The 21,035-nt window shown below is 56.7% G+C and carries 18 protein-coding genes; 13 read left to right on the top strand and 5 right to left on the bottom strand.

Going from position 1 to position 21,035, the window contains the following annotated elements:
* Positions 1-8 precede the first annotated feature (8 nt).
* The 3 genes from qseG (at position 9) to glnB (ending at position 2,536) form a co-directional block, all read left to right on the top strand.
* Positions 9-713, top strand: a complete 705-nt coding sequence (gene qseG, locus GVK32_RS11405) for a two-component system QseEF-associated lipoprotein QseG (protein WP_200842867.1) — start codon at positions 9-11, stop codon at positions 711-713.
* The gene (gene glrR, locus GVK32_RS11400) at positions 700-2,037 is read left to right on the top strand and encodes a two-component system response regulator GlrR (protein ID WP_115192112.1); all 1,338 of its coding nucleotides are present in this window, start codon (positions 700-702) and stop codon (positions 2,035-2,037) included. The genes qseG and glrR overlap by 14 nt, the downstream gene beginning before the upstream one ends.
* Positions 2,038-2,197: 160 nt before the next feature.
* Complete coding sequence (glnB, locus tag GVK32_RS11395; protein ID WP_041146740.1) at positions 2,198-2,536, top strand: nitrogen regulatory protein P-II; 339 nt, start codon at positions 2,198-2,200, stop codon at positions 2,534-2,536.
* 37 nt (positions 2,537-2,573) lie between these two features.
* Here the strand turns inward: glnB and hmpA are convergent, their stop codons facing one another.
* The gene (gene hmpA, locus GVK32_RS11390) at positions 2,574-3,764 is read right to left on the bottom strand and encodes an NO-inducible flavohemoprotein (RefSeq protein ID WP_159867971.1); all 1,191 of its coding nucleotides are present in this window, start codon (positions 3,762-3,764) and stop codon (positions 2,574-2,576) included.
* A gap of 322 nt (positions 3,765-4,086) precedes the next feature.
* On the opposite strand from hmpA, the gene glyA reads away from it, so the two are divergent.
* Positions 4,087-5,340 carry a serine hydroxymethyltransferase gene (gene glyA, locus GVK32_RS11385; protein WP_041146738.1) on the top strand — a complete coding sequence of 418 codons (1,254 nt, stop codon included), beginning with the start codon at positions 4,087-4,089 and terminating at the stop codon, positions 5,338-5,340.
* Between the two features lie 95 nt (positions 5,341-5,435).
* Here the strand turns inward: glyA and tnpA are convergent, their stop codons facing one another.
* The 3 genes from tnpA to GVK32_RS11370 all read right to left on the bottom strand — a co-directional run bounded on the left by tnpA (position 5,436) and on the right by GVK32_RS11370 (position 7,727).
* A complete protein-coding gene (tnpA, locus tag GVK32_RS11380; protein ID WP_041162689.1) occupies positions 5,436-5,870 on the bottom strand; it encodes an IS200/IS605 family transposase in 435 nt (144 codons plus the stop codon).
* 166 nt (positions 5,871-6,036) lie between these two features.
* Positions 6,037-6,459: a DoxX family protein gene (locus tag GVK32_RS11375; RefSeq protein WP_159867968.1), complete on the bottom strand. Its 423-nt coding sequence runs from the start codon at positions 6,457-6,459 to the stop codon at positions 6,037-6,039.
* Positions 6,460-6,533: 74 nt separating this feature from the next.
* On the bottom strand, positions 6,534-7,727 hold the full coding sequence (locus GVK32_RS11370; RefSeq protein WP_159867965.1) for an ROK family transcriptional regulator: 1,194 nt from the start codon (positions 7,725-7,727) through the stop codon (positions 6,534-6,536).
* 115 nt (positions 7,728-7,842) lie between these two features.
* On the opposite strand from GVK32_RS11370, the gene GVK32_RS11365 reads away from it, so the two are divergent.
* From GVK32_RS11365 to GVK32_RS11335, 7 genes are all read left to right on the top strand, one after another.
* Positions 7,843-11,124 carry a DUF5107 domain-containing protein gene (locus tag GVK32_RS11365; RefSeq protein ID WP_159867962.1) on the top strand — a complete coding sequence of 1,094 codons (3,282 nt, stop codon included), beginning with the start codon at positions 7,843-7,845 and terminating at the stop codon, positions 11,122-11,124.
* A 140-nt stretch (positions 11,125-11,264) separates the two neighbouring features.
* Complete coding sequence (locus GVK32_RS11360) at positions 11,265-12,248, top strand: substrate-binding domain-containing protein (RefSeq protein ID WP_159867959.1); 984 nt, start codon at positions 11,265-11,267, stop codon at positions 12,246-12,248.
* Between the two features lie 32 nt (positions 12,249-12,280).
* Positions 12,281-13,795, top strand: coding sequence for a sugar ABC transporter ATP-binding protein (locus GVK32_RS11355; RefSeq protein ID WP_159867956.1), 1,515 nt, complete (start codon positions 12,281-12,283; stop codon positions 13,793-13,795).
* 27 nt (positions 13,796-13,822) lie between these two features.
* Positions 13,823-14,821 (top strand): ABC transporter permease, encoded by a 999-nt coding sequence (locus GVK32_RS11350; RefSeq protein WP_132514325.1) that lies wholly within the window; start codon positions 13,823-13,825, stop codon positions 14,819-14,821.
* A 27-nt stretch (positions 14,822-14,848) separates the two neighbouring features.
* Entirely contained in the window at positions 14,849-15,910 is a 1,062-nt protein-coding gene (locus GVK32_RS11345) for a zinc-binding dehydrogenase (protein WP_159867953.1), read from the top strand.
* Between the two features lie 9 nt (positions 15,911-15,919).
* Positions 15,920-16,801, top strand: a complete 882-nt coding sequence (locus tag GVK32_RS11340; protein ID WP_159867950.1) for an aldose 1-epimerase — start codon at positions 15,920-15,922, stop codon at positions 16,799-16,801.
* Positions 16,802-16,892: 91 nt separating this feature from the next.
* Entirely contained in the window at positions 16,893-18,026 is a 1,134-nt protein-coding gene (locus GVK32_RS11335; RefSeq protein ID WP_128877430.1) for a 3-phenylpropionate MFS transporter, read from the top strand.
* Here the strand turns inward: GVK32_RS11335 and csiE are convergent.
* Entirely contained in the window at positions 18,023-19,300 is a 1,278-nt protein-coding gene (gene csiE / locus GVK32_RS11330; RefSeq protein ID WP_159867947.1) for a stationary phase inducible protein CsiE, read from the bottom strand. The genes GVK32_RS11335 and csiE overlap by 4 nt on opposite strands.
* Before the next feature lie 124 nt (positions 19,301-19,424).
* On the opposite strand from csiE, the gene GVK32_RS11325 reads away from it, so the two are divergent.
* Positions 19,425-20,063 (top strand): DUF1007 family protein, encoded by a 639-nt coding sequence (locus tag GVK32_RS11325; RefSeq protein WP_159867944.1) that lies wholly within the window; start codon positions 19,425-19,427, stop codon positions 20,061-20,063.
* Entirely contained in the window at positions 20,054-21,034 is a 981-nt protein-coding gene (locus tag GVK32_RS11320; RefSeq protein WP_159867941.1) for a nickel/cobalt transporter, read from the top strand. The genes GVK32_RS11325 and GVK32_RS11320 overlap by 10 nt, the downstream gene beginning before the upstream one ends.
* Position 21,035 lies beyond the last annotated feature (1 nt).

Below are 21,035 nucleotides of genomic sequence, written 5' to 3'. Positions count from 1 at the left end.
GGGTGACTATGTCCCACTTTTTCGCATGGGTTCGTCCCGTCAAGGTCTGGCTGCTGACCGGCATTTCCTGCCTGGCGCTGGCCGGATGTTCCACGGCTTTATCACCGCACACGGCAAGCGACAAAGCGCAGCCCGAGCTGCCGCAGCACCAGGTGGCGGATTTCCTCTCGGTTGAGTGCGCGGATATCTGGTCCCTGAACGGGGATATCAGCGACAAAAATCCGCTCTACTGGCTGCGCGGAATTGACTGCGCCGATCGCCTTTCTCCGGCGCAGGCGCGGGCGGAAGCCCGGCAGCACGATGACGACCGCTGGCAGGATGCGTTTAAGCGCGGCATTTTGCTGGCGGACGCCAAAATTACCCCCGACGAGCGGCGCGAGCTGGTTTCTCGCCTGGACACCTTCAGCGCGCAAATAGCCGTGCAGGTGCGCCCGCTTTATCAGCTCTGGCGCGACGGCCAGAGCCGACAGCTGCAGCTGGTGGACGAACGCTCCCGCTACGCGAAGCTACAGCAGACCAGCGATGCCGAACTCGACGCGCTGCGCCAGCAGGAGCAGCAGCTGCGCGGCGAGCTGGAGCTCACCACGCGTAAGCTGGAAAACCTCACCGATATCGAGCGTCAGCTCTCCACCCGCAAGCCGGGAGGAAATTTTAATTCTGACGTCGGGCACGGTAGCGATAAAGTCCCGGAGGCCAATCATGACGAGCCGTAAACCCGCGCGCCTGCTGCTGGTGGACGATGATCCAGGGCTGCTGAAGCTGCTGGGGATGCGCCTTGTCAGCGAAGGATACAGCGTGACCACTGCCGAAAGCGGCCCGGAGGCGCTGCGCGTACTGGGGCGCGATAAGGTCGACCTGGTGGTCAGCGATTTGCGCATGGATGAAATGGACGGCCTGCAGCTGTTTGCCGAAATCCAGAAGGTGCAGCCGGGAATGCCGGTGATTATTCTCACCGCCCACGGCTCGATTCCTGATGCGGTGGCCGCGACCCAGCAGGGAGTGTTCAGCTTCCTGACCAAGCCGGTGGACAAAGACGCGCTGTACAAAGCCATTGATGACGCGCTGGAGCACAGCGCGCCGGCGACGGATGAGCGCTGGCGTCAGGCGATTGTGACCCGTAGCCCGCTGATGCAGCGCCTGCTGGAGCAGGCGGGCATGGTGGCGCAGTCGGACGTCAGCGTGCTGATTAACGGCCAGAGCGGCACCGGCAAAGAGATCGTCGCCCAGGCGATTCATAACGCCAGCCCGCGCCACGCGAAGCCCTTTGTCGCCATTAACTGCGGCGCCCTGCCGGAGCAGCTGCTGGAGTCTGAGCTGTTTGGACACGCCCGCGGCGCCTTTACCGGCGCGGTCAGCAATCGGGAAGGGCTGTTCCAGGCCGCCGAAGGGGGCACGCTGTTTCTCGATGAGATCGGCGATATGCCGGTGGCCCTGCAGGTCAAACTGCTGCGCGTCCTGCAGGAGCGCAAGGTTCGCCCGCTGGGCAGCAACCGCGACATCGATATCGACGTGCGCATCGTCTCCGCCACCCACCGCGACCTGCCTAAGGCGATGGCCCGCGGCGAGTTTCGCGAAGATCTGTTTTATCGCCTGAACGTGGTGAACCTCAAGATCCCGCCTCTCGCCGATCGCACCGAGGATATTCCGCTTCTTGCTAACCATCTGCTGCGGCAGTCGGCCGACCGACATAAGCCGTTTGTTCGCGCCTTCTCGACCGACGCGATGAAGCGGCTGATGGCCGCCAAATGGCCGGGCAACGTGCGTCAGCTGGTGAACGTGATTGAGCAGTGCGTGGCGCTGACCTCCTCGCCGGTGATCAGCGATGCGCTGGTGGAGCAGGCGCTGGAAGGCGAAAATACCGCGCTGCCGACCTTCGTTGAGGCGCGTAATCAGTTTGAGCTGAACTACCTGCGCAAGCTGCTGCAAATTACCAAAGGTAACGTGACGCACGCGGCCAGAATGGCCGGGCGCAACCGCACCGAATTTTATAAACTGCTGTCGCGCCACGAGCTCGACGCCAACGACTTTAAAGAGTAGCTCCGCGCCATAGCGCAAGTTATGATACGGTAAGCAACCGGTTACGCGACTAAGAGCCTATCCCAGTAGGCGTTATTGTCGCAGGCAGTTTGAGCACTGCCCAGGTTCAAAATGGCAAGTAAAATAGCCTTAGTGGGATAGGCTCTAAGACAGGAAAACCATGAAAAAGATTGATGCGATTATTAAACCTTTCAAGCTGGATGACGTGCGTGAAGCGCTGGCGGAAGTCGGCATCACCGGGATGACGGTAACGGAAGTGAAGGGCTTTGGCCGTCAGAAGGGCCATACCGAGCTGTACCGCGGTGCGGAGTATATGGTGGATTTTCTACCAAAAGTGAAAATCGAAATCGTGGTCACGGATGATATCGTCGATACCTGCGTCGATACCATTATCCGCACGGCGCAGACCGGTAAAATCGGCGATGGCAAAATCTTTGTCTTTGACGTGGCGCGGGTGATCCGTATCCGTACCGGCGAAGAAGATGACGAAGCGATTTAAGTTTTAACCCTCTCCCCTGCGGGGAGAGGGTTATCAATTACAGTACCTTGTGCGGGCCAAAGCATTCGTAATGAATGCGCTCGCTATTGACCCCAAGCGCCACCAGCTGCTTCGCCGCGTGCTGCATAAAGGCGACCGGGCCGCAGAGGTAGAACTGCATCAGCGGGTCGCGCAGGCTCTCTGCCTGAGCGGTCAAATCCATCAAACCTTCGCTATTAAAACGCGCCGCCTGACGGTCCTCTTCGCCTGGGCTGCGATACCAGACGTGAGACGCAAACTTAGGCAGGGCCGCGCCCAGCGCGCTGACCTCATCGGCAAAGGCGTGAACCTCGCCGTTTTCCGCCGCGTGGAACCAGTTAACCTGCGCCGGATGCCGCGCTTTTGCCAGCGAATCCAGCATTGCCAGCATTGGCGTCTGGCCGACGCCGCCGGAGAGCAGCGTTACCGGGGTTTCGGCATCAACGGTAAGGAAGAAGTCGCCCGCCGGCGCCGCGAGGTGCACAACGTCCCCTTCGCTTGACGCATTGTGCAGCCAGTTCGAAACCTGGCCGCCGTTCTCGCGCTTCACGGCAATGCGATAGCCTTTGCCATCCGCTTTACGCGTCAGGGAGTACTGGCGAATTTCCTGATATTCAAAGGCCTCCGGCTTGAGCCAGATAGCCAGGTACTGGCCCGGCTGATAGTCGGCAACCGGCTGGCCGTCCACCGGCTCCATCTCGAAGCTGGTGATCAGCGCGCTGCGTGGGGTTTTCTTCACGATGCGGAACGCGCGGGTTCCTTCCCAGCCGCCGGTCTTACTGGCGCTATCCTGATATATTTCGGCTTCGCGATTAATAAAGACGTTTGCCAGCACGCCGTAGGCTTTGCCCCACGCATCAAGGACTTCCTGGCCCGGGCTGAACATTTCATCCAGCGTCGCCAGCAGGTGGCCGCCGACGATATTGTACTGCTCCGGACGGATCTGGAAGCTGGTGTGCTTCTGCGCGATTTTCTCTACCGCTGGCAGCAGGGCCGGGAGGTTATCGATATTGCTCGCGTAGGCAGCAATAGCGTTAAACAGCGCTTCACGCTGATCGCCGTTGCGCTGGTTGCTCATATTGAAGATTTCTTTGAGTTCGGGGTTATGAGCAAACATGCGATCGTAGAAGTGGGCGGTCAGCTTAGGACCCGTTTCGACCAGCAGGGGGATGGTGGCTTTGACCGTAGCGATGGTTTGAGCGTCGAGCATAGCAGCTTCCTTTAGTATTATCTTAATGATGCATTTCAAATGCATCTTATATAAATAACCCTGCAATGTAAATGGTTCTTTAACACTCTGCATTAAAACAGTTACAACGTGAAGAATTTGCATCACAAACCTGAAAAGAAATCCGTTGATAATCGTAGAGGTGTTATTGCTCAAAGCCTTGTGTCATGCGGAGCCAAACGTTTGCGTAAAATCGTTTGTCAAGACCTGTTATCACAGAACGATTCAGTTATACTGTGGCCCGTCGCCCAAAAAGGCCCCCATTTAGAGCTGTAATCTATTGTTAGCTGAGCAGGAGATGCGGATGTTAAAGCGTGAAATGAACATTGCCGATTATGATGCCGAACTGTGGCAGGCTATGGAGCAGGAAAAAGTACGTCAGGAAGAGCACATCGAACTGATCGCCTCCGAGAACTACACCAGCCCGCGCGTGATGCAGGCACAGGGTTCTCAGCTGACCAACAAATATGCCGAAGGCTATCCGGGCAAGCGCTACTACGGCGGCTGCGAATACGTTGACATCGTCGAGCAGCTGGCTATCGATCGCGCAAAAGAGCTGTTTGGTGCCGACTACGCCAACGTGCAGCCGCACTCCGGTTCTCAGGCTAACTTCGCGGTTTACACCGCTCTGCTGCAGCCGGGCGATACCGTTCTCGGTATGAACCTCGCGCAGGGCGGCCACCTGACTCACGGCTCCCCGGTTAATTTCTCCGGCAAGCTGTACAACATCATCCCTTACGGTATTGATGAGTCCGGTAAAATTGACTACGAAGACATGGCGAAGCAGGCGCAGACCCACAAGCCGAAAATGATCATCGGCGGCTTCTCTGCCTATTCCGGCGTCGTTGACTGGGCAAAAATGCGTGAAATCGCCGACAGCATCGGCGCTTACCTGTTCGTTGATATGGCCCACGTGGCCGGCCTGATCGCCGCTGACGTCTATCCGAACCCGGTTCCGCACGCTCACGTTGTGACCACCACTACCCATAAAACCCTGGCGGGTCCGCGCGGCGGCCTGATCCTGGCGAAAGGCGGTAGCGAAGAGCTGTACAAAAAGCTGAATTCTGCCGTCTTCCCAAGCGCCCAGGGCGGCCCGCTGATGCACGTTATCGCTGCGAAAGCCGTGGCGCTGAAAGAAGCAATGGAGCCTGAGTTCAAAGTCTACCAGCAGCAGGTCGCTAAGAATGCCAAAGCAATGGTGGAAGTGTTCCTGAACCGCGGCTACAAAGTGGTCTCCGGCGGTACTGAAAACCACCTGTTCCTGCTGGATCTGGTTGATAAGAACCTGACCGGTAAAGAAGCTGACGCCGCCCTGGGCCGCGCCAACATCACCGTGAACAAAAACAGCGTGCCGAACGATCCGAAGAGCCCGTTTGTGACTTCCGGTATCCGTATCGGTTCTCCGGCGGTGACTCGCCGCGGCTTCAAAGAAGCTGAAGTGAAAGAGCTGGCCGGCTGGATGTGTGACATTCTGGACAATATCAATGACGAAGCGGTAACCGAGCGCGTTAAAGGTAAAGTTCTGGATATCTGCGCCCGCTTCCCGGTTTACGCATAACGCTTAGCCGTTGAAAGCGAGTAAAAGACCACCTTCTTAGAAGGTGGCTTTTGAGAATGCCCCCTGTAAGGGGGGCTATTGTCACGTTCCGCTTGCTACTCCAGCAATTCCATCTGCTGTTCATGTGTCTGTTCCGTTTTCTCCTGATGCCTCACATATCGCCTGATTATTTCTTCGTTCACTCCCACCGTATCTACAAAATAACCACGGGACCAAAAATGGTTGCCCCATAGCTTCTTTCTTATGTGTGGAAAACGATTATAGAGCCTGATAGCGCTGCGGCCTTTCAGATGCCCCATCAGGGTTGATATCGAGATTTTCGGTGGGACAATTACAACCAGATGTACATGATCTGGCTGAACATTTAACTCCAGAACCTCACAATCTTTTATTCCGCAGAGAATGTAGATTGTCCTGTAAAGTTCCTTGCCCAACTTATCTTTCAGGATCCTGAAACGGTACTTAGGCGTCCAGACTATGTGGTATTTGCAACGCCAATATACATGTGATGAACTCCTGTAAAGCCCCATGTCGGTCTGTCTCCTTTTACTTGTGGTGAGTAAGAAGAGATATTCCGGCATGGGCATTCTTCAGGCTAGAGCCTTACAGGATCAATCACCACCTCCCTAGGAGGTGGTTTAGGGGTAACAATAAAAGGCCGCAAATGCGGCCTTTTTTACGTCTGTTGCCCGATGATTAACGGCGGTCGAGGGAGATGGCACCCGGGCCGACTATAGCCAGCAGCAGGAAGGCGCCGGCAATGCTGACGTTTTTATAGAAGTTAATCATATTCGGCATTACCGCATCGCCGGACATATCCCAGTAGTGATGGCCAATAACCGCCGTGCCCAGCGTATAAAAAATAAAAATGACCGCCAGCGGACGCGTGAAGAAGCCGAGAATAATCAGGATCGCCGCCGGAACCTCCATCACGATAGCGATAATGGCCGCCAGCGTCGGCAGCGGCGCGCCGGATGACGCCATATACTGCACGGTGCCGCTAAACCCCATCAGCTTAGGGTAGCCAAAGATGATATACAGCAGCACCACGGCAATTCGTGCAATCAGGAGCAGTACGTGGCGCGAGGAACCAAAATCAAAATAGCGTAATGCGTTCATAACCAGCACCTTATGAAAGACGTGTTCTTTAAACGTAATACACAATTTTGCTCCCTGCCACGCGCCGCCCGCGATTAGCGCAGCGTTTGTAGCTGCTCCTCAATGTACAGATAGCCGATACCCATCAACTGCTGCGCCCGGGTTAGCTGGCCAAAGCCGATTTGGGTGGCGCGAGTGCGAGGAGCATCCCGATGATCAAATGGATTAAAGCCGGTCTGCCTGATGATGGTATTTAGCCACTCCTCGCCAAATCCGCAGCTGCGGCCATACAATAAGATATTGTTTATATTTAATATATTTAGAAAATTGTAGAGGCTGAGCCCGATGGCGTTTGCGGAATCTTCCACCCATGTATGCAGGCGTGAGTCACCCTGCTGCCATTTTTCAATCAGGGCATCGATGGTCTGCGCTTCTGGATTATTCGTGGGATCGGGCTGCGTTTTACGCCATATCCGCGCCTGCTTTTGTAACGCGCTGAGGGAGGCCACGGTCTCCAGGCAGCCGTAGCGGCCGCAGTCGCAGGCTACGCCGTCAGGATTAATAATGGTGTGGCCAATCTGGCCGCTGCCGTAAAGGCTCCCGCGCCAGACCTGATCGTTGATAACAAACGAGGAGCCAATACCGTAATCGACGTTGATAACGCAGAAGTCCCGATATTGCCCGTCATTTTGCCATTTCTCCGCCAGCGCCAGCATCACGCAGTCGTTATCGACCATTACGCGAACGTTGAGCTTTTCTTCCAGCAGATATTTCATCTCCACGGGCTGTTTCCAGGGAGCCTGTGGCATGGTCTGGGAGACCCCCGTTCCCGCATCAACCTGCCCATGAACCGCCAGCGCCAGATTGATTTTATGCCTGGGCCAGTTTCTGCGGTATTGATGCCAGCATTTCTCAATTGCGGCCAGCAGGGCCTGAGGCGTCGGGGCGTCGATGGCGTGGTATTCAACATCACCTTTCGCGCTCAGGCAGGCGTTACCAAGCTGACACTCGATACTGGTTGGCGTGATGTTCATGCATAGGGTCCAGTCGCCGTCGGGCGCGATAAGCCAAGCGCCGCTGCTATGGCCGCGGGTGAGGCGGTCGTCCTGCACGTTGACGACGCGTCCTTCTTCTTCCAGCTCCTGGAGGATATTGCTGACCGCGGGGATCGAAATTTGCGCCAGTCGCGCGAGCGTCGATTTGCTGGCCCGTTTCTTACGGTACAGATACTCCAGCAGCACGCCCTTGTTGTAATGGCGGATTTGCTGATTGTTAATGCAGGCTTTCATATACTAAACCTTGTTAACTAAATTGCGTGATTATTGTGCGTAAATGCGCTGGTTCTGTCTATTAAACTGCTCTCATTATTTCACTTCAGTATGTCTTGTTAACTTTGAGGGCATTATGAGTTCAGTAAACGTTTGGCAGGAAACGGTACATATTCCAACCTATGAAACCGGGGCTCAGGACGTTCATCCCATGTTTCTGGAAAATCGGGTTTATCAAGGCTCTTCCGGGGCGGTGTATCCCTATGGCGTGACGGATACGCTGAGTGAGGAAAAAACGCTGAAGGCCTGGCAGGCGGTGTGGCTGGAAAATGATTACATCAAAATCATGATCCTGCCCCAGCTGGGAGGTCGGGTACACCGCGCGTGGGATAAGGTCAGACAGCGTGATTTCGTTTACCACAATGATGTTATCAAGCCCGCGCTGGTTGGCCTGCTTGGCCCGTGGATCTCCGGAGGGATTGAGTTTAACTGGCCGCAGCACCACCGTCCCACCACCTATATGCCGGTTGATTTTACGATCGGCGAAAACGACGATGGCTCAAAAACCGTTTGGGTTGGCGAGACGGAACCAATGCATGGGCTGCAGGTGATGACCGGGTTTACTCTGCGTCCTCAGCGTGCGGCGCTAGAGATTGGGAGCCGGGTCTACAACTGTAACGCCACTCCGCGCCACTTCTTATGGTGGGCGAATCCCGCGGTTAAAGGCGGCGATGGACATCAAAGCGTATTTCCTCCGGATGTTACCGCGGTGTTTGATCACGGCAAACGCGCGGTTTCAGCGTTTCCAATCGCCACCGGCACCTATTACAAGGTGGACTATTCGGCCGGCGTCGACATCTCGCGCTATAAAAATGTCCCGGTACCGACCTCCTATATGGCGGAAAAGTCAGAGTACGATTTCGTCGGCGCCTGGTGCCATGATGAAGATGGCGGGCTGCTGCACGTCGCGGATCATCACATTGCGCCGGGGAAAAAGCAGTGGAGCTGGGGTTACAGCGAGTTTGGTCAGGCGTGGGACAAGAATCTGACGGATGAGAATGGCCCCTATATCGAGCTGATGACCGGTATTTTCGCCGATAACCAGCCGGATTTTACCTGGCTCGACCCATTTGAAGAAAAGAGATTTGAACAATACTTCCTGCCGTACCATACGCTGGGCATGGTACAGAACGCTTCGCGCGATGCGGTGATCAAACTGCAGCGCGAAGAGAGCGGTATTGCATGGGGCCTCTATGCGATTTCGCCGCTGCTCGCCCATCGGCTCAGGGTTAGAGAAGAGGGCAACCCGCAGCCGCTGCTGGATGAAATGATTGAGCTGACGCCATGCGCTGCCGTTCAGGGGGCGCTGGCCGGTATTGATCCTGCTCGCCTGACGATGGAGCTGCTGGATAGTCACGGCAGATGCGTTTTGCGCTATCAGGAACATCAGCCGCAGGAGCTACCGTTGCCGGAAGTGGCGGTAACACCCTTGAGCGCCGGCGCGATAAACAGCGTGGATGAGGCGTGGTTTATCGGCCAGCACCTGGAGCAGTATCATCACGCCAGCCGCTCGCCGTTTGACTACTACCTGCGCGGCGTTGAGCTTGACCCGCAGGACTATCGCTGCAATCTGGCGCTGGCGATGCTGGAATACAACCGCTCTGACTACCCACAAACCGTAGAGTATGCGACCCAGGCGCTGTCACGCGCGCATCGGTTGAACAAAAATCCGCAGTGTGGACAGGCGAGTTTGATTCGCGCCAGCGCCAGAGAGCAATTGCAGCAGTGGCATGATGCGCAGGAGGATTTTTGGCGCGCGGTGTGGAGTGGTAATAGCAAGGCAGGGGGATATTACGGACTTGCCAGACTGGCGACGCGCAGCGAGCGCTACGATGATGCGCTGGCATTTTGTCGGCAGAGCCTGCTGGCGTGTCCCACCAATCAGGATGTGCTGTCGCTAGAGGTCTTCTTACTGCACCTCACCGGTCGTCGCAGCCAGGCCCTACGGCAGATTGAAACGCTGTTGGTCGACTATCCGCTAAATCCTACCCTGTGGTGGCTCAATGCAACAATATCAGGGGCTGAAGCGGATACGGCGCGATGGTTAGCAATATGCCAGTCGCGGGATATTAACGCGCTGCTGACTGCCGGGTTGATGCTGAGCTGGGGAGTGCCGGGGCAGGCGAAAGTCGTACTGGAGACGCTTAACTGTAAGAAGACGTTACCGCTCTATTTACAGGCCAGCCTGGCCGAAGGAAGCGAGCGCATCGCGCTGATCAACCGCGCTCGCGAGGCGTTTCCTGACTTCGTGCGTTTCCCCAATCTGCTGGTGGAAGTGGCCGTGCTGGAGAAGATAACCGAATGCTATTTTGCTCAGCATCTGCTTGCCTGTTTCCACTATAGCCGGCGTAACTATGAGAAAGCGACGCAGCTGTGGCATCGCTGCGTTGAAATGGTTCCTGATTTTGCCGATGCCTGGCGAGGGCTGGCGATTCATGCATGGAATAAACGCAGTGATGCCCGCCTGGCGGCAGAGTATCTCGATAAAGCCTGCGCTCAACAGCCGCAGGATGCCCGTCTGCTTTTTGAACGCGATCTGCTGGATAAGCTGACCGCGGTGGCGCCGGAAAAACGTCTTGCCCGGCTGGAGGCTAACCTGGTGACCGCCTTGAAACGCGATGATTTAACGGTGGAGCTGCTTCATCTTTGGCATCTGGCGGGCAACGCTGAACAGGCGGCAAACGTGCTCGCTGCGCGTAAATTTCACCCCTGGGAAGGCGGCGAAGGCAAAGCGACGAGCCAGTTTGTTATTAACCTGCTATTGCGTGCCTGGCAGCATCTCCACCAGCAGCAGCCACAGCAGGCGGAAGCGCTGCTGCTATCGGCGCTGCACTATCCAGAAAACCTGAGCGAAGGGCGTCTCCCGGGACAGACGGATAACGATATCTGGTTCTGGCTTGGCGTTTGCGCCAGGCAGCAAGGCATGGAAGAACGCGCGGTCGAGTGCTTCCGCAAGGCGGCGTCGGGGGAGCGGACGATCAATATTCATAGCTACTACAACGATCAGCCGGTGGACTACCTCTTCTGGCAAGGAGTGGCTCTGAGGATGCTCGGCGATCGTCTGACCAGCGAACGTCTTTTCACTGAAATGCTGCAGTGGGCTGAGCATATGGAAACGACGCGGATAGAAGCCGATTTCTTTGCGGTGTCGCAGCCTGACCTACTGGCGCTATATGCCGATATCCAAAAGCAGCATCAGGAGAAGTGCCTTTTGGTACGAGTTCTGGCGACCGCGGGATTAGGCGGCGGATCCCGGTATGAACAGGGGCTGTCTGAACTGGAAGCGCTAAACCCAGCCTGGGCGAAAGCGGCGTTATTCCGCAAAACGCTGCCGTTTGTGCTGCATCTCATTAACTAAAGAGAGTTTACTGTAATTTTTGAGCGGTCTGACCCGCCGCTCTCATCGAGATGTTTAGAATATGTGAAATCGTTCTGCGGCAGGCCCGCCTGCCGCAGAAGCCAAACAACAATAAATGCCTGACCCTACAGGAGGCACGTATGTCTAAAAATAAGGCAGTCTCACTTTTTTTCTGTTTACTGTTAACGTCGTTGAGTATTTCATTCCCCGGCTATAGCGCAGCAAAAGATATCACCGTTGGTGCTATCTATCTCGATACCCAGGGCTATTACGCCGGCGTGCGGCAGGGCGTTCAGGATGCTGCAAAAAGCACCGATGCGAAAATCCAGCTGATTGAAACCAACGCTCAGGGCGATATTTCTAAAGAGAGTTCATTTATCGATACGCTGGTGGCGCGTAACGTCGACGCCATCATTCTTTCCGCCGTTTCAGAAAATGGCAGCAGCCGCGCGGTTCGTCGGGCCAATGAAGCCGGCATTCCGGTGATTTGCTACAACACCTGCATTAATGAGAAAGGCGTCGACAAATACGTCTCTGCCTATCTGGTCGGCGACCCGCTTGAATTTGGCAAAAAGCTGGGTGATGCGGCGGCGGATTATTTTATTGCCAACAAAATTAGCGCGCCGAAAATTGCGGTGATCAATTGTGAAGCATTTGAAGTGTGCGTACAGCGGCGCAAAGGTTTTGAGGCCGCGCTGAAGGCGCGCGTTCCGGATATGCAGATCGTTGCGAATCAGGAAGGAACCGTTCTGGATAAGGCTATTTCGGTTGGCGAGAAGCTGATTATCTCTGCGCCTGAACTGGATGCCATTATGGGAGAGTCCGGTGGCGCAACGCTGGGGGCGGTAAAAGCGGTCCGCAACCAAAATAAGACCGGTAAAATTGCCGTATTTGGCTCCGATATGACCACCGAAATTGCCCAGGAGTTAAACAGCCATCAGGTGTTAAAAGCGGTGGTGGATATTTCCGGTAAGAAGATGGGTAACGCCGTATTTGCGCAAACGCTGAATGTGATTAATAAAACCCCGCCAGCAAATAAGATTATCCCGGTCGCTATCGATATCTATACCAAATCTGAAGACGGTAAGCAGTGGCTGGCTACGCATGTCGATGGTTTGCCTTAATTCCCCTGTCGAAAAGCTGAGGTAAAGACCCGATGACGGCAACAGAAAAAACGGCGGTGCCGGTGGCACAGATTTTAGGGGGAAATAAGCGTTATCCCGGCGTAGTCGCGCTGGATAACGTTGATTTTACGCTATCAAAGGGTGAGGTTCGGGCATTATTGGGGAAAAATGGCGCCGGCAAGTCCACCCTAATCCGCATGCTGACCGGAAGCGAAAGCCCCGATAGCGGCGAGATTTTGCTGGCAGGCACGCGTCTTGAAGGTAACGACGCAACGCTAACCCGCCGGGCAGCGGAGCTGGGGGTCAGAGCCGTATACCAGGAGTTAAGCCTGGTCGAGGGATTAACGGTGGCAGAGAACCTCTGCCTCGGCCAATGGCCACGCCGCAATGGCATGGTTGACCAAAGCGTTATGGCCCGCCAGGCCAGGGAGGCATTGGCCGCCCTTGGCGCTGATGTTCCGCCAGATGCGCTGGTCGACACGCTCAGCCCGGCGCAAAAGCAGCTGGTAGAGATAGCCCGCGTGATGAAAGGTCAGCCGCGGGTGGTGATTCTTGACGAGCCAACCAGCTCGCTGGCCAACGCAGAGGTCGAGCTGGTGATTAACGCGGTGAAGCGAATGTCGGCTCTCGGCGTTGCCGTGATTTATGTCAGCCATCGCATGGAGGAGATCCGCCGTATTGCCTCCTGTGCCACCATCATGCGCGATGGCCAGGTGGCAGGCGACGTCACGCTGGAGAGGACGACAACCCAGGAAATCGTATCGCTAATGCTGGGAAGGGAGCATATCGATCTTCCGCTGGTTAAATCTGACATTGTGCTGACAACCCCGGTACTGCAGGTGGCCCGGCTGCGTCATCCCCCCAAACTTCAGGACATTAATTTTACCCTGCATCGTGGCGAAGTGCTGGGTATCGCCGGCCTGCTGGGATCGGGGCGTAGCGAACTACTCAAGGCTATTATCGGCTTAGAAACGTTTGCTGAGGGGGAAATCACGCTGAATGGAACGCGCATCTCGCGTCCGCGGTATACCTCGATGCTCAAGAGCGGAGTGGGCTACACCCCGGAAAACCGTAAGGAGGCGGGTATCATTCCGCTTCTGGGCGTGGATGAAAATACGGTGATGACCAACCGGCACAAAGTTAGTCGGCGCGGCATACTGAACTGGCAGAGGATTCAGCAGCTGACCGCCGCGGTCATGAGCCGGATGACGATCAAGGCGGCGAATACGGAGACCGCAATCGGGACGCTATCGGGTGGCAACCAGCAAAAAGTAGTGATTGGCCGCTGGGTTTACGCCGGAAGCGAAATTTTGCTTCTTGATGAGCCCACCCGCGGCGTTGATATCGAAGCGAAGCAGCAGATTTATCGTATTGTGAGGGAGCTTGCGGCTGAAGGAAAAAGCGTCGTATTCATTTCCAGCGAAATAGAGGAGCTGCCTTTAGTCTGCGATCGTATTTTACTGCTGCAAAACGGTGAATTTACCCGCGAGCTTTTAGCTCCCGTTAATGTCGATGAATTAATGTCGGCAATTCTATCCACGCATTAGCCATAACGTTTATTGAGGAATTAACAGATGTCTGCCTCATCATTAACGCTGCCGCAAGGCAAAAATGCCGCACCTAAGCAGTTTATCAGTCGCCACATTAATGAAATTGGCCTGCTGGTGGTGATCGCTATTTTGTATCTGGTGTTTTCATTTAACGCACCGGGATTTATTTCTTTAAACAATCAAATGAACGTACTGCGCGATGCGGCGACCATTGGTATTGCTGCATGGGCCATGACGCTGATTATTATCTCCGGCGAAATTGACGTCAGCGTCGGTCCAATGGTTGCGTTTATCTCCGTTTGCCTGGCCTTCCTGCTGCAGTTCCAGGTGCCGCTTAGCATTGCCTGCCTGCTGGTGCTAATCCTTGGCGCAGGGTTAGGAACCCTCGCAGGGGTGCTACGCGGCGTATTTAGCGTTCCCAGCTTTGTCGCGACCTTAGGTTTATGGAGCGCCTTACGCGGCATGGGGCTATTCATGACCAATGCGCTACCGGTACCCATCGATGAAAATGAGGTCCTGGACTGGCTCGGCGGGCAGCTCTTTGGCATCCCCGTTTCGGCACTCATTATGCTGGTTCTGTTCGTCATCTTTGTCTTTATCAGCCGCAAAACCGCCTTTGGCCGCTCGGTGTTTGCCACCGGCGGTAACGCGACGGCGGCCCAGCTCTGCGGGATTAACGTCAGGCGGGTGCGTATTTTGATTTTTACGCTTTCAGGGCTACTGGCTGCGATTACCGGTATCTTGCTGGCAGCGCGACTTGGATCGGGCAATGCGGGTGCCGCCAACGGCCTCGAGTTCGACGTTATCGCCGCGGTAGTGGTCGGAGGTACCGCGCTGTCCGGTGGTCGCGGTTCGCTATTCGGCACATTATTAGGCGTACTGGTTATTACCCTTATTGGCAATGGGCTGGTGCTTCTGGGCATTAACTCATTTTTCCAGCAGGTTGTTCGCGGATTAATTATCGTGGTTGCTGTACTGGCGAATATATTGCTGACCCAACGTAATAGTAAACTTAAACATTAATATTCATTAATTTGTATAGAGGGAATTATGAAAACAATGTTGGCTGCTTTTTTACCGGGGAACTCAAGCGTTGAGCTGCGGGAGGTTCCTGTACCAATCCCGGGGATTAACCAGGTCCTGATTAAAATGAAATCCTCAGGAATTTGCGGTAGCGATGTCCATTATATTTATCATCAGCATCGCGGTACCGCCGCCGCGCCGGATAAACCGCTGTACCAGGGTTTTATTAATGGCCATGAACCCTGTGGGCAAATTGTGGAGACGGGGGCCGGCTGCCGGCACTTCAAAGCGGGCGATCGGGTGCTGGTTTACCATATTTCCGGCTGTGGTTTTTGCTCCAACTGCCGTCGCGGTTTTCCGATCTCCTGCACCGGAGAGGGCAAAGCAGCCTACGGCTGGCAGCGCGATGGCGGCCATGCGGAATATTTGCTGGCGGAGGAAAAGGACCTGATTCATCTGCCAGATCTGCTTAGCTATGAAGATGGCGCATTTATTAGCTGCGGCGTAGGGACAGCCTACGAAGGCATTTTGCGCGGCGAGGTTTCCGGCAGCGACAACGTTCTGGTTGTCGGGTTAGGGCCCGTAGGCATGATGGCGATGATGCTGGCGAAAGGACGTGGAGCGAAACGCGTTATCGGCGTCGATATGCTGCCGGAGCGCCTGGCGACGGCAAAACAGCTGGGAGTGATGGATAACGGTTTCCTTGCGACAACGGAAAACCTTCCGGCGCGGATTGCCGAACTGACGCACGGCGGGGCGGATGTGGCGCTGGATTGTTCTGGCAATGCCGCGGGGCGTCTGCTAGCGCTACAGTCTACGGCGGATTGGGGAAGAGTGGTGTACATCGGTGAAACGGGGAAGGTTGAGTTTGAGGTTAGCGCCGATCTGATGCACCACCAGCGGCGTATTATCGGCTCCTGGGTGACCAGTTTGTTCCATATGGAGAAGTGCGCCCGCGATCTGACCGACTGGAAGCTGTGGCCGCATAGCGCGATTACCCATCGTTTTTCTCTTGCTCAGGCGGGAGAGGCCTACGCACTTATGGCCAGCGGTAAATGTGGCAAAGTGGTGATTAATTTCCCCGATTAAGGAGCCCTGATGACGCTTTTTACACTGGATAACGGCCAGCTGCGGCTGCAGGTTGCGGATCGCGGCGGCGCGATCGAGGGGCTATGGTGGCAGCATCAGGGGACAGCGATCCCGTTGCTGCGTCCGGGTCTCAATAGCGGCGTGGCGGTGGAGTCCTCTTGCTTTCCGCTGGTGCCGTTTGGTAATCGGGTGAGCGGTAACCAGTTTTCTTCGCCGGCAGGAGAGCATCGGCTGGCGCCGAACGTTGAGTGGGATCGCCACTATCTTCACGGCGACGGCTGGCTGAATAGCTGGTGCTGTGAGGAACAATCGCCCACGCAGCTTAGGTTAGAGTATGTCCACCGCGAGGGCATCTATCAATACACCGCGCAGCAGCGCTTTACCTTAAGCGAAAGCGGCGTTGAGGTGGAGCTGAGCGTGACGAATGATGGCGACGCGCTGCCGTTCGGCCTGGGCTGGCATCCCTACTTACCGCTGTCGCCTGACACGCGGGTGCAGGCGCAGACCGCCGGCTACTGGCTGGAGAGAGAAAGTTGGCTAACCGGAGAGCATCAGGAGAGTTTACCGCAGGCGTTGGATTTCAATCAGCCCGCGCCGCTCCCCCGGCGTTGGGTAAACAATGGCTTTTCCGGCTGGGACGGTATCGCGACGATTCGACAGCCGGGGCTGGGGTATCAACTCTCGATGACCACCGAGCCGCCGGCGCCATGCTATTTTGTTTTTGTTTCCGATCCGGCGTTTGATAAAGGCTATGAATTTGATTTCTTCTGTTTCGAGCCAATGAGCCACGCGCCTGACGATCATCATCGTCCGGGATTTGGTCAATTAACTCTGCTTTCACGCGGTGAAAGCATGCGGCAAAAAATGGTGCTGAAGGTCCATCCGATTTAAGCCCAACCTGCCCGGAGACGGGCAGGTACAACTTCACCTTGCGGCTTTGCAGGTTTGTCGCCAGACTGTCGCCTCCATTCGGGAGGAAATCATGGTCTTGCACTCCACGCGCTGGCTGGCGCTTAGTTACTTTACCTACTTCTTTAGCTACGGCATCTTTCTGCCGTTCTGGAGCGTCTGGCTGGCTGGCGCGGGGCTGACGCCGGAAACCATCGGTATGCTGCTCGGTGCCGGACTGGTGGCGCGTTTTCTCGGCAGTCTGCTGATTGCGCCACGGGTAAGCGATCCTTCCCGGCTCATTTCCGCCCTGCGGGTGCTGGCGCTACTGGCGCTGCTGTTTGTCCTTGGCTTTTGGGCCGATAGCCGCGTCGCCTGGCTGATGGTGGTGATGGTCGGCTTCAATCTGTTCTTCTCTCCGCTGGTACCGCTGACCGATGCGCTGGCGAATACCTGGCAAAAGCAGATAACCATGGACTACGGGCGTGTGCGTCTGTGGGGATCGGTGGCGTTTGTGATCGGCTCCGCGCTGACCGGCAAGCTGGTCAGCCTGTTTGATTATCGGGCGATCCTGGTGCTGCTAAGCCTCGGTATCGCTTCAATGCTGCTGGGAATGCTGCTTAAACCCTCGGTGATGCCGCAGGGGGAAGTTCGTCACCAGCAGGCGGCCGGGCTCCCGGCATGGCTAAAGCTGGTGCGCCAAAGCTGGCGCTTCCTCGCCTGCGTCTGCCTGCTACAGGGCGCCCATGCCGCCTACTATGGCTTCAGCGCGATTTACTGGCAGGAGGCGGGCTATTCCGCTTCGGCGATCGGCTATCTGTGGTCGCTGGGAGTGGTCGCGGAGGTGGTTATCTTTGCGCTGAGCAAAAAAGCCTTTAGCCGCTTCAGCGCGCGGGATCTGCTGCTGCTCTCCGCCGTTTGCGGGCTGGTTCGCTGGACGCTGATGGGCTGGACCACCGAGCTGCCGTGGCTCATCGTCGCGCAGATCCTGCACTGCGGCACCTTTACGGTATGTCACCTTGCGGCGATGCGCTATATTTCGGCGCGTCAGGGCGGGGAGGTGATTCGTCTGCAGGCGGTTTACTCCGCGGTGGCGATGGGGGGCAGCATTGCGGTAATGACGGTATTTGCCGGCTTCCTCTACCAGCACCTGCACCAGGGCGTGTTCTGGGTGATGGCGCTGGTTGCCCTGCCGGCGCTGGTGCTGAGGCCGAAGGCGGTATCTTAGTCCTCGAGCATTTGACAAATATGCTGCCGCTGGTGATCGCTGAACATCTCCTCAGCGTGAAACAGCGGTGGTGAAAACAGCGGCAGCGCCGTAGCATAAGGGGTTACCACCAGCGCCACGCCCTTCGGCGCGCCTTCCTTTTGAAAGGCGTGAACGTTCTGATATTTGATATTGAGCGGCAGCAGGGTCAGCTCGCGCAGCTGCAGCTCAAGCGCCTGCTCGAGGTCGGGATTGTCGTGGGTCAGCAGCACCACCTGCTTCTCGTGCAGCTCGCTTTTCTGCATCAGCCATGCGCCAAAAATCACCGCAATCAGCCCCACTTCCTCCTGATTAAAGCGAACCCTGTAGGCGCTCTCGAACTCCTCCAGCGCCGTTTTGGTGGTGCGCATCAGGCGCGGATAGAGGCGGCTCATCTCCTCCGGCAGCGCATTATCGATACCGATCGCGAACACGCTGCGGTTTAGCGCCTGGGAGAGATGAATATAGAGCTGGTCGCTCAGCCCCCGATCGTCGCTAAACGGCCGGCCGGATAGATCCTGGAAACGGTGGATCAGCCCGGAGATGGCCAGGTGCAGGCGTCGGTCCTGCTGGTGGCCATCGCGGATAGGATCGGGCGTTTTGAGCAGCATGAATAGCAGGGTCAGAAAGCGCTGCTCGCCCGCGTGCGGCGCAGTGGCGACCCGGCGCTGCCAGTGGCGGATAATCTCAGCGGCAAGTATCGACTCCGCCGCCTCCTGGGTCCAGCGCTGCTGATCTTCGGTAAAGGTCGGCGTCTGCCCGAGATGATGCTGAAGCAGGCAGTACTGCAGATAGAGACGCAGGAAGTGAATATCCCGACAGTCAAACTGACGGTTAAGCGTCCGGGCGCAGCGGTTGACCAGCGCCTGCAGATTGGTGTCGTCATATAAGGTGCGCGCAACGCCCTGCAGTTTAAGCTGCGTTTTTAATGCCGGGGTAAAATGGTGCCTGATAAAATGCGGACACAGGCGCAGCGCCCGGCGTAAACCGTGCAGCAGGCACAGGCGTTGATCGATTGCGGCGCCTTCAATCCGATAGCTGCCGTCCACCTGCGACGCGAGGGTCAAACGGTGGTAACGCTGAATGTCACGTTCCGTCTCCGCGATATCTTGCCGGGCCGTCGCCTCATCAACAAGGTTGATCGCGCTAAGCCGCTCGGGGGTGACCGGCTGCCCGGGCAGATAAAACATCAGCAGGACCTGGTTACGGCGCTGTGGACTGGAAAGCGCAGATGGTGGTTCAATCACGGTCATCATCTGATAAGTTCCAGTTAGGGTTTTCGCTAAGAATAGCCAATGGATGAACAGAGAGAAGGGCAGGCTGGCGTCTTTACGTCAGGATTGCTGGATAAGTTCACAGAATTTTTCACGTGAGGAACGGATGAAGAGAGTGAAACAATGCACCTGTGCGGCATTTTTCATGGTTTTATCATTTAGCGTGCTAGCGCATCCGCATAGCTTTATCAGCCTGCGGACGGAAGTTATCGCCGATAGCGGGCAGCTCACCGGTTTCAAAATGCGCTGGACGATGGATGAGATCACCTCCTCAGACCTGCTTTACGATGCCGGCAGCGCGAAGCCGGGAGATGAAGTGTGGAAAAAGCTGGCGGCGGAGGTGATGGCGAACGTCCTTGGGCAGCACTACTTCAGCGAGCTTTGGCATAACGGCCAGCACGTGAAGTTTGATAATCGCCCCGACGGCTACGGTCTGGAGCGCGACGGGCATCAGGCGGTGCTGACCTTTACTCTGCCGCTGGCTAAACCGCTGCCCCTGGCGGGACAAACCCTGACGCTTTCGACCTTCGACCCGACCTATTACGTCGATATGTTCTATGACAAGCCGGACGACGTCACCCTGCCTGCAGCGCTGCGCGCGGGATGCAAGGTGACGGTGGTGACGCCAAAGCCGAATGATAAAATGACGGCTTTTGCGCAGTCGCTCGATAAAGCCGACGCGCCGCCGGAAGATATGGCGCTCGGAACCTATTTCGCTCAGAAGGTGACGCTGACATGTCAGTAGTATTCTCAACCCCCTCCCGGGCTTCCCGCCTGCGCCAGCTGTGGCCGCTGGCGCTGTTTTTAGCGCTGGCAGCGGGCGCCGGCGTCTGGCTCTGGCAGGCCTGGCCGGAGGTGATGCTGCAAAGCGCTATCTGGCAGCGGACGCTCAATTTTGAGCTCAGCGGCCTGCTGAAAGCGGTGGCGGAAAATCCGCGAGCGGCGGGGCTTTCGCTGCTGGCGTTTAGCTTTATCTACGGCGTCCTGCACGCCCTGGGGCCGGGGCACGGCAAGATTGTGATTACCACCTGGCTGGCGACGCATCCCGCGAAGCTCCGCTCGAGCATTGCGCTGACGCTGGCCGCCTCGCTCCTGCAGGGCGCGGTGGCGATTGTGCTGGTGGTGGTGGTGCTGACCCTGCTGCAGCTGCCCGCAAGGCAGCTTCATCTCAGCAGCTTCTGGCTGGAGAAGGGGAGCTATCTGCTGGTCGGCGCGCTGGGCCTGCTGCTGTGCTGGCGGGCGCTGAAAAAGCTGCGCGGGCAGCTGCGTCGGCCAACGTTTACCGCCTTTACGCCCCATCACGTTCATCATGCGCACTGCGGCTGCGGGCATCAGCATATGCCGGCGCCGGAACAGCTGCAAAGCGGCGACGACTGGCGCGCGCGGCTGGCCATCGTTCTGTCGATGGGCATGCGTCCCTGTTCTGGGGCGATCATGGTCCTGCTGTTTAGTAAGGTGATTGGCGTCTTTGGCTGGGGGATGGCGGCAGCGCTGGCAATGGCGGCGGGAACCTCGCTGACTATCAGCGGGCTGGCGCTGCTGGTGCACGGCTTTCGTCAGCTGGCCGTTAAGCTTAGCGCGAATAAAACGCCGCCTCTTTGGCAGCAGATTGGCTGGTCGACTTTGGCGCTGTCCGGCGGCGTCATTTTAGTGGCAGCGGCGGTGGTGATGTGGAGCAGTGCGGTGCCGGGCGGCGGCGGACTGCGGCCGTTTTGAG

The sequence above is a fragment of the Klebsiella sp. 18074 genome (assembly GCF_902705905.1).
Classification (GTDB): domain Bacteria; phylum Pseudomonadota; class Gammaproteobacteria; order Enterobacterales; family Enterobacteriaceae; genus Klebsiella; species Klebsiella terrigena.
The sequence above is the reverse complement of the archived record's forward strand: the minus strand, read 5'-3'. Positions and strand labels throughout refer to the sequence as shown.

Coding starts and splice junctions, on each gene's coding strand:
- GVK32_RS11365 (WP_159867962.1), top strand. CDS start 7,843: ATGAGTTCAGTAAACGTTTGGCAGGAAACGGTACATATTCCAACCTAT.
- qseG (WP_200842867.1), top strand. CDS start 9: ATGTCCCACTTTTTCGCATGGGTTCGTCCCGTCAAGGTCTGGCTGCTG.
- GVK32_RS11360 (WP_159867959.1), top strand. CDS start 11,265: ATGTCTAAAAATAAGGCAGTCTCACTTTTTTTCTGTTTACTGTTAACG.
- GVK32_RS11355 (WP_159867956.1), top strand. CDS start 12,281: ATGACGGCAACAGAAAAAACGGCGGTGCCGGTGGCACAGATTTTAGGG.
- GVK32_RS11345 (WP_159867953.1), top strand. CDS start 14,849: ATGAAAACAATGTTGGCTGCTTTTTTACCGGGGAACTCAAGCGTTGAG.
- csiE (WP_159867947.1), bottom strand. CDS start 19,300: ATGATGACCGTGATTGAACCACCATCTGCGCTTTCCAGTCCACAGCGC.
- glrR (WP_115192112.1), top strand. CDS start 700: ATGACGAGCCGTAAACCCGCGCGCCTGCTGCTGGTGGACGATGATCCA.
- GVK32_RS11375 (WP_159867968.1), bottom strand. CDS start 6,459: ATGAACGCATTACGCTATTTTGATTTTGGTTCCTCGCGCCACGTACTG.
- GVK32_RS11320 (WP_159867941.1), top strand. CDS start 20,054: ATGTCAGTAGTATTCTCAACCCCCTCCCGGGCTTCCCGCCTGCGCCAG.
- GVK32_RS11325 (WP_159867944.1), top strand. CDS start 19,425: ATGAAGAGAGTGAAACAATGCACCTGTGCGGCATTTTTCATGGTTTTA.
- GVK32_RS11335 (WP_128877430.1), top strand. CDS start 16,893: ATGGTCTTGCACTCCACGCGCTGGCTGGCGCTTAGTTACTTTACCTAC.
- glyA (WP_041146738.1), top strand. CDS start 4,087: ATGTTAAAGCGTGAAATGAACATTGCCGATTATGATGCCGAACTGTGG.
- GVK32_RS11340 (WP_159867950.1), top strand. CDS start 15,920: ATGACGCTTTTTACACTGGATAACGGCCAGCTGCGGCTGCAGGTTGCG.
- glnB (WP_041146740.1), top strand. CDS start 2,198: ATGAAAAAGATTGATGCGATTATTAAACCTTTCAAGCTGGATGACGTG.
- hmpA (WP_159867971.1), bottom strand. CDS start 3,764: ATGCTCGACGCTCAAACCATCGCTACGGTCAAAGCCACCATCCCCCTG.
- GVK32_RS11370 (WP_159867965.1), bottom strand. CDS start 7,727: ATGAAAGCCTGCATTAACAATCAGCAAATCCGCCATTACAACAAGGGC.
- GVK32_RS11350 (WP_132514325.1), top strand. CDS start 13,823: ATGTCTGCCTCATCATTAACGCTGCCGCAAGGCAAAAATGCCGCACCT.
- tnpA (WP_041162689.1), bottom strand. CDS start 5,870: ATGGGGCTTTACAGGAGTTCATCACATGTATATTGGCGTTGCAAATAC.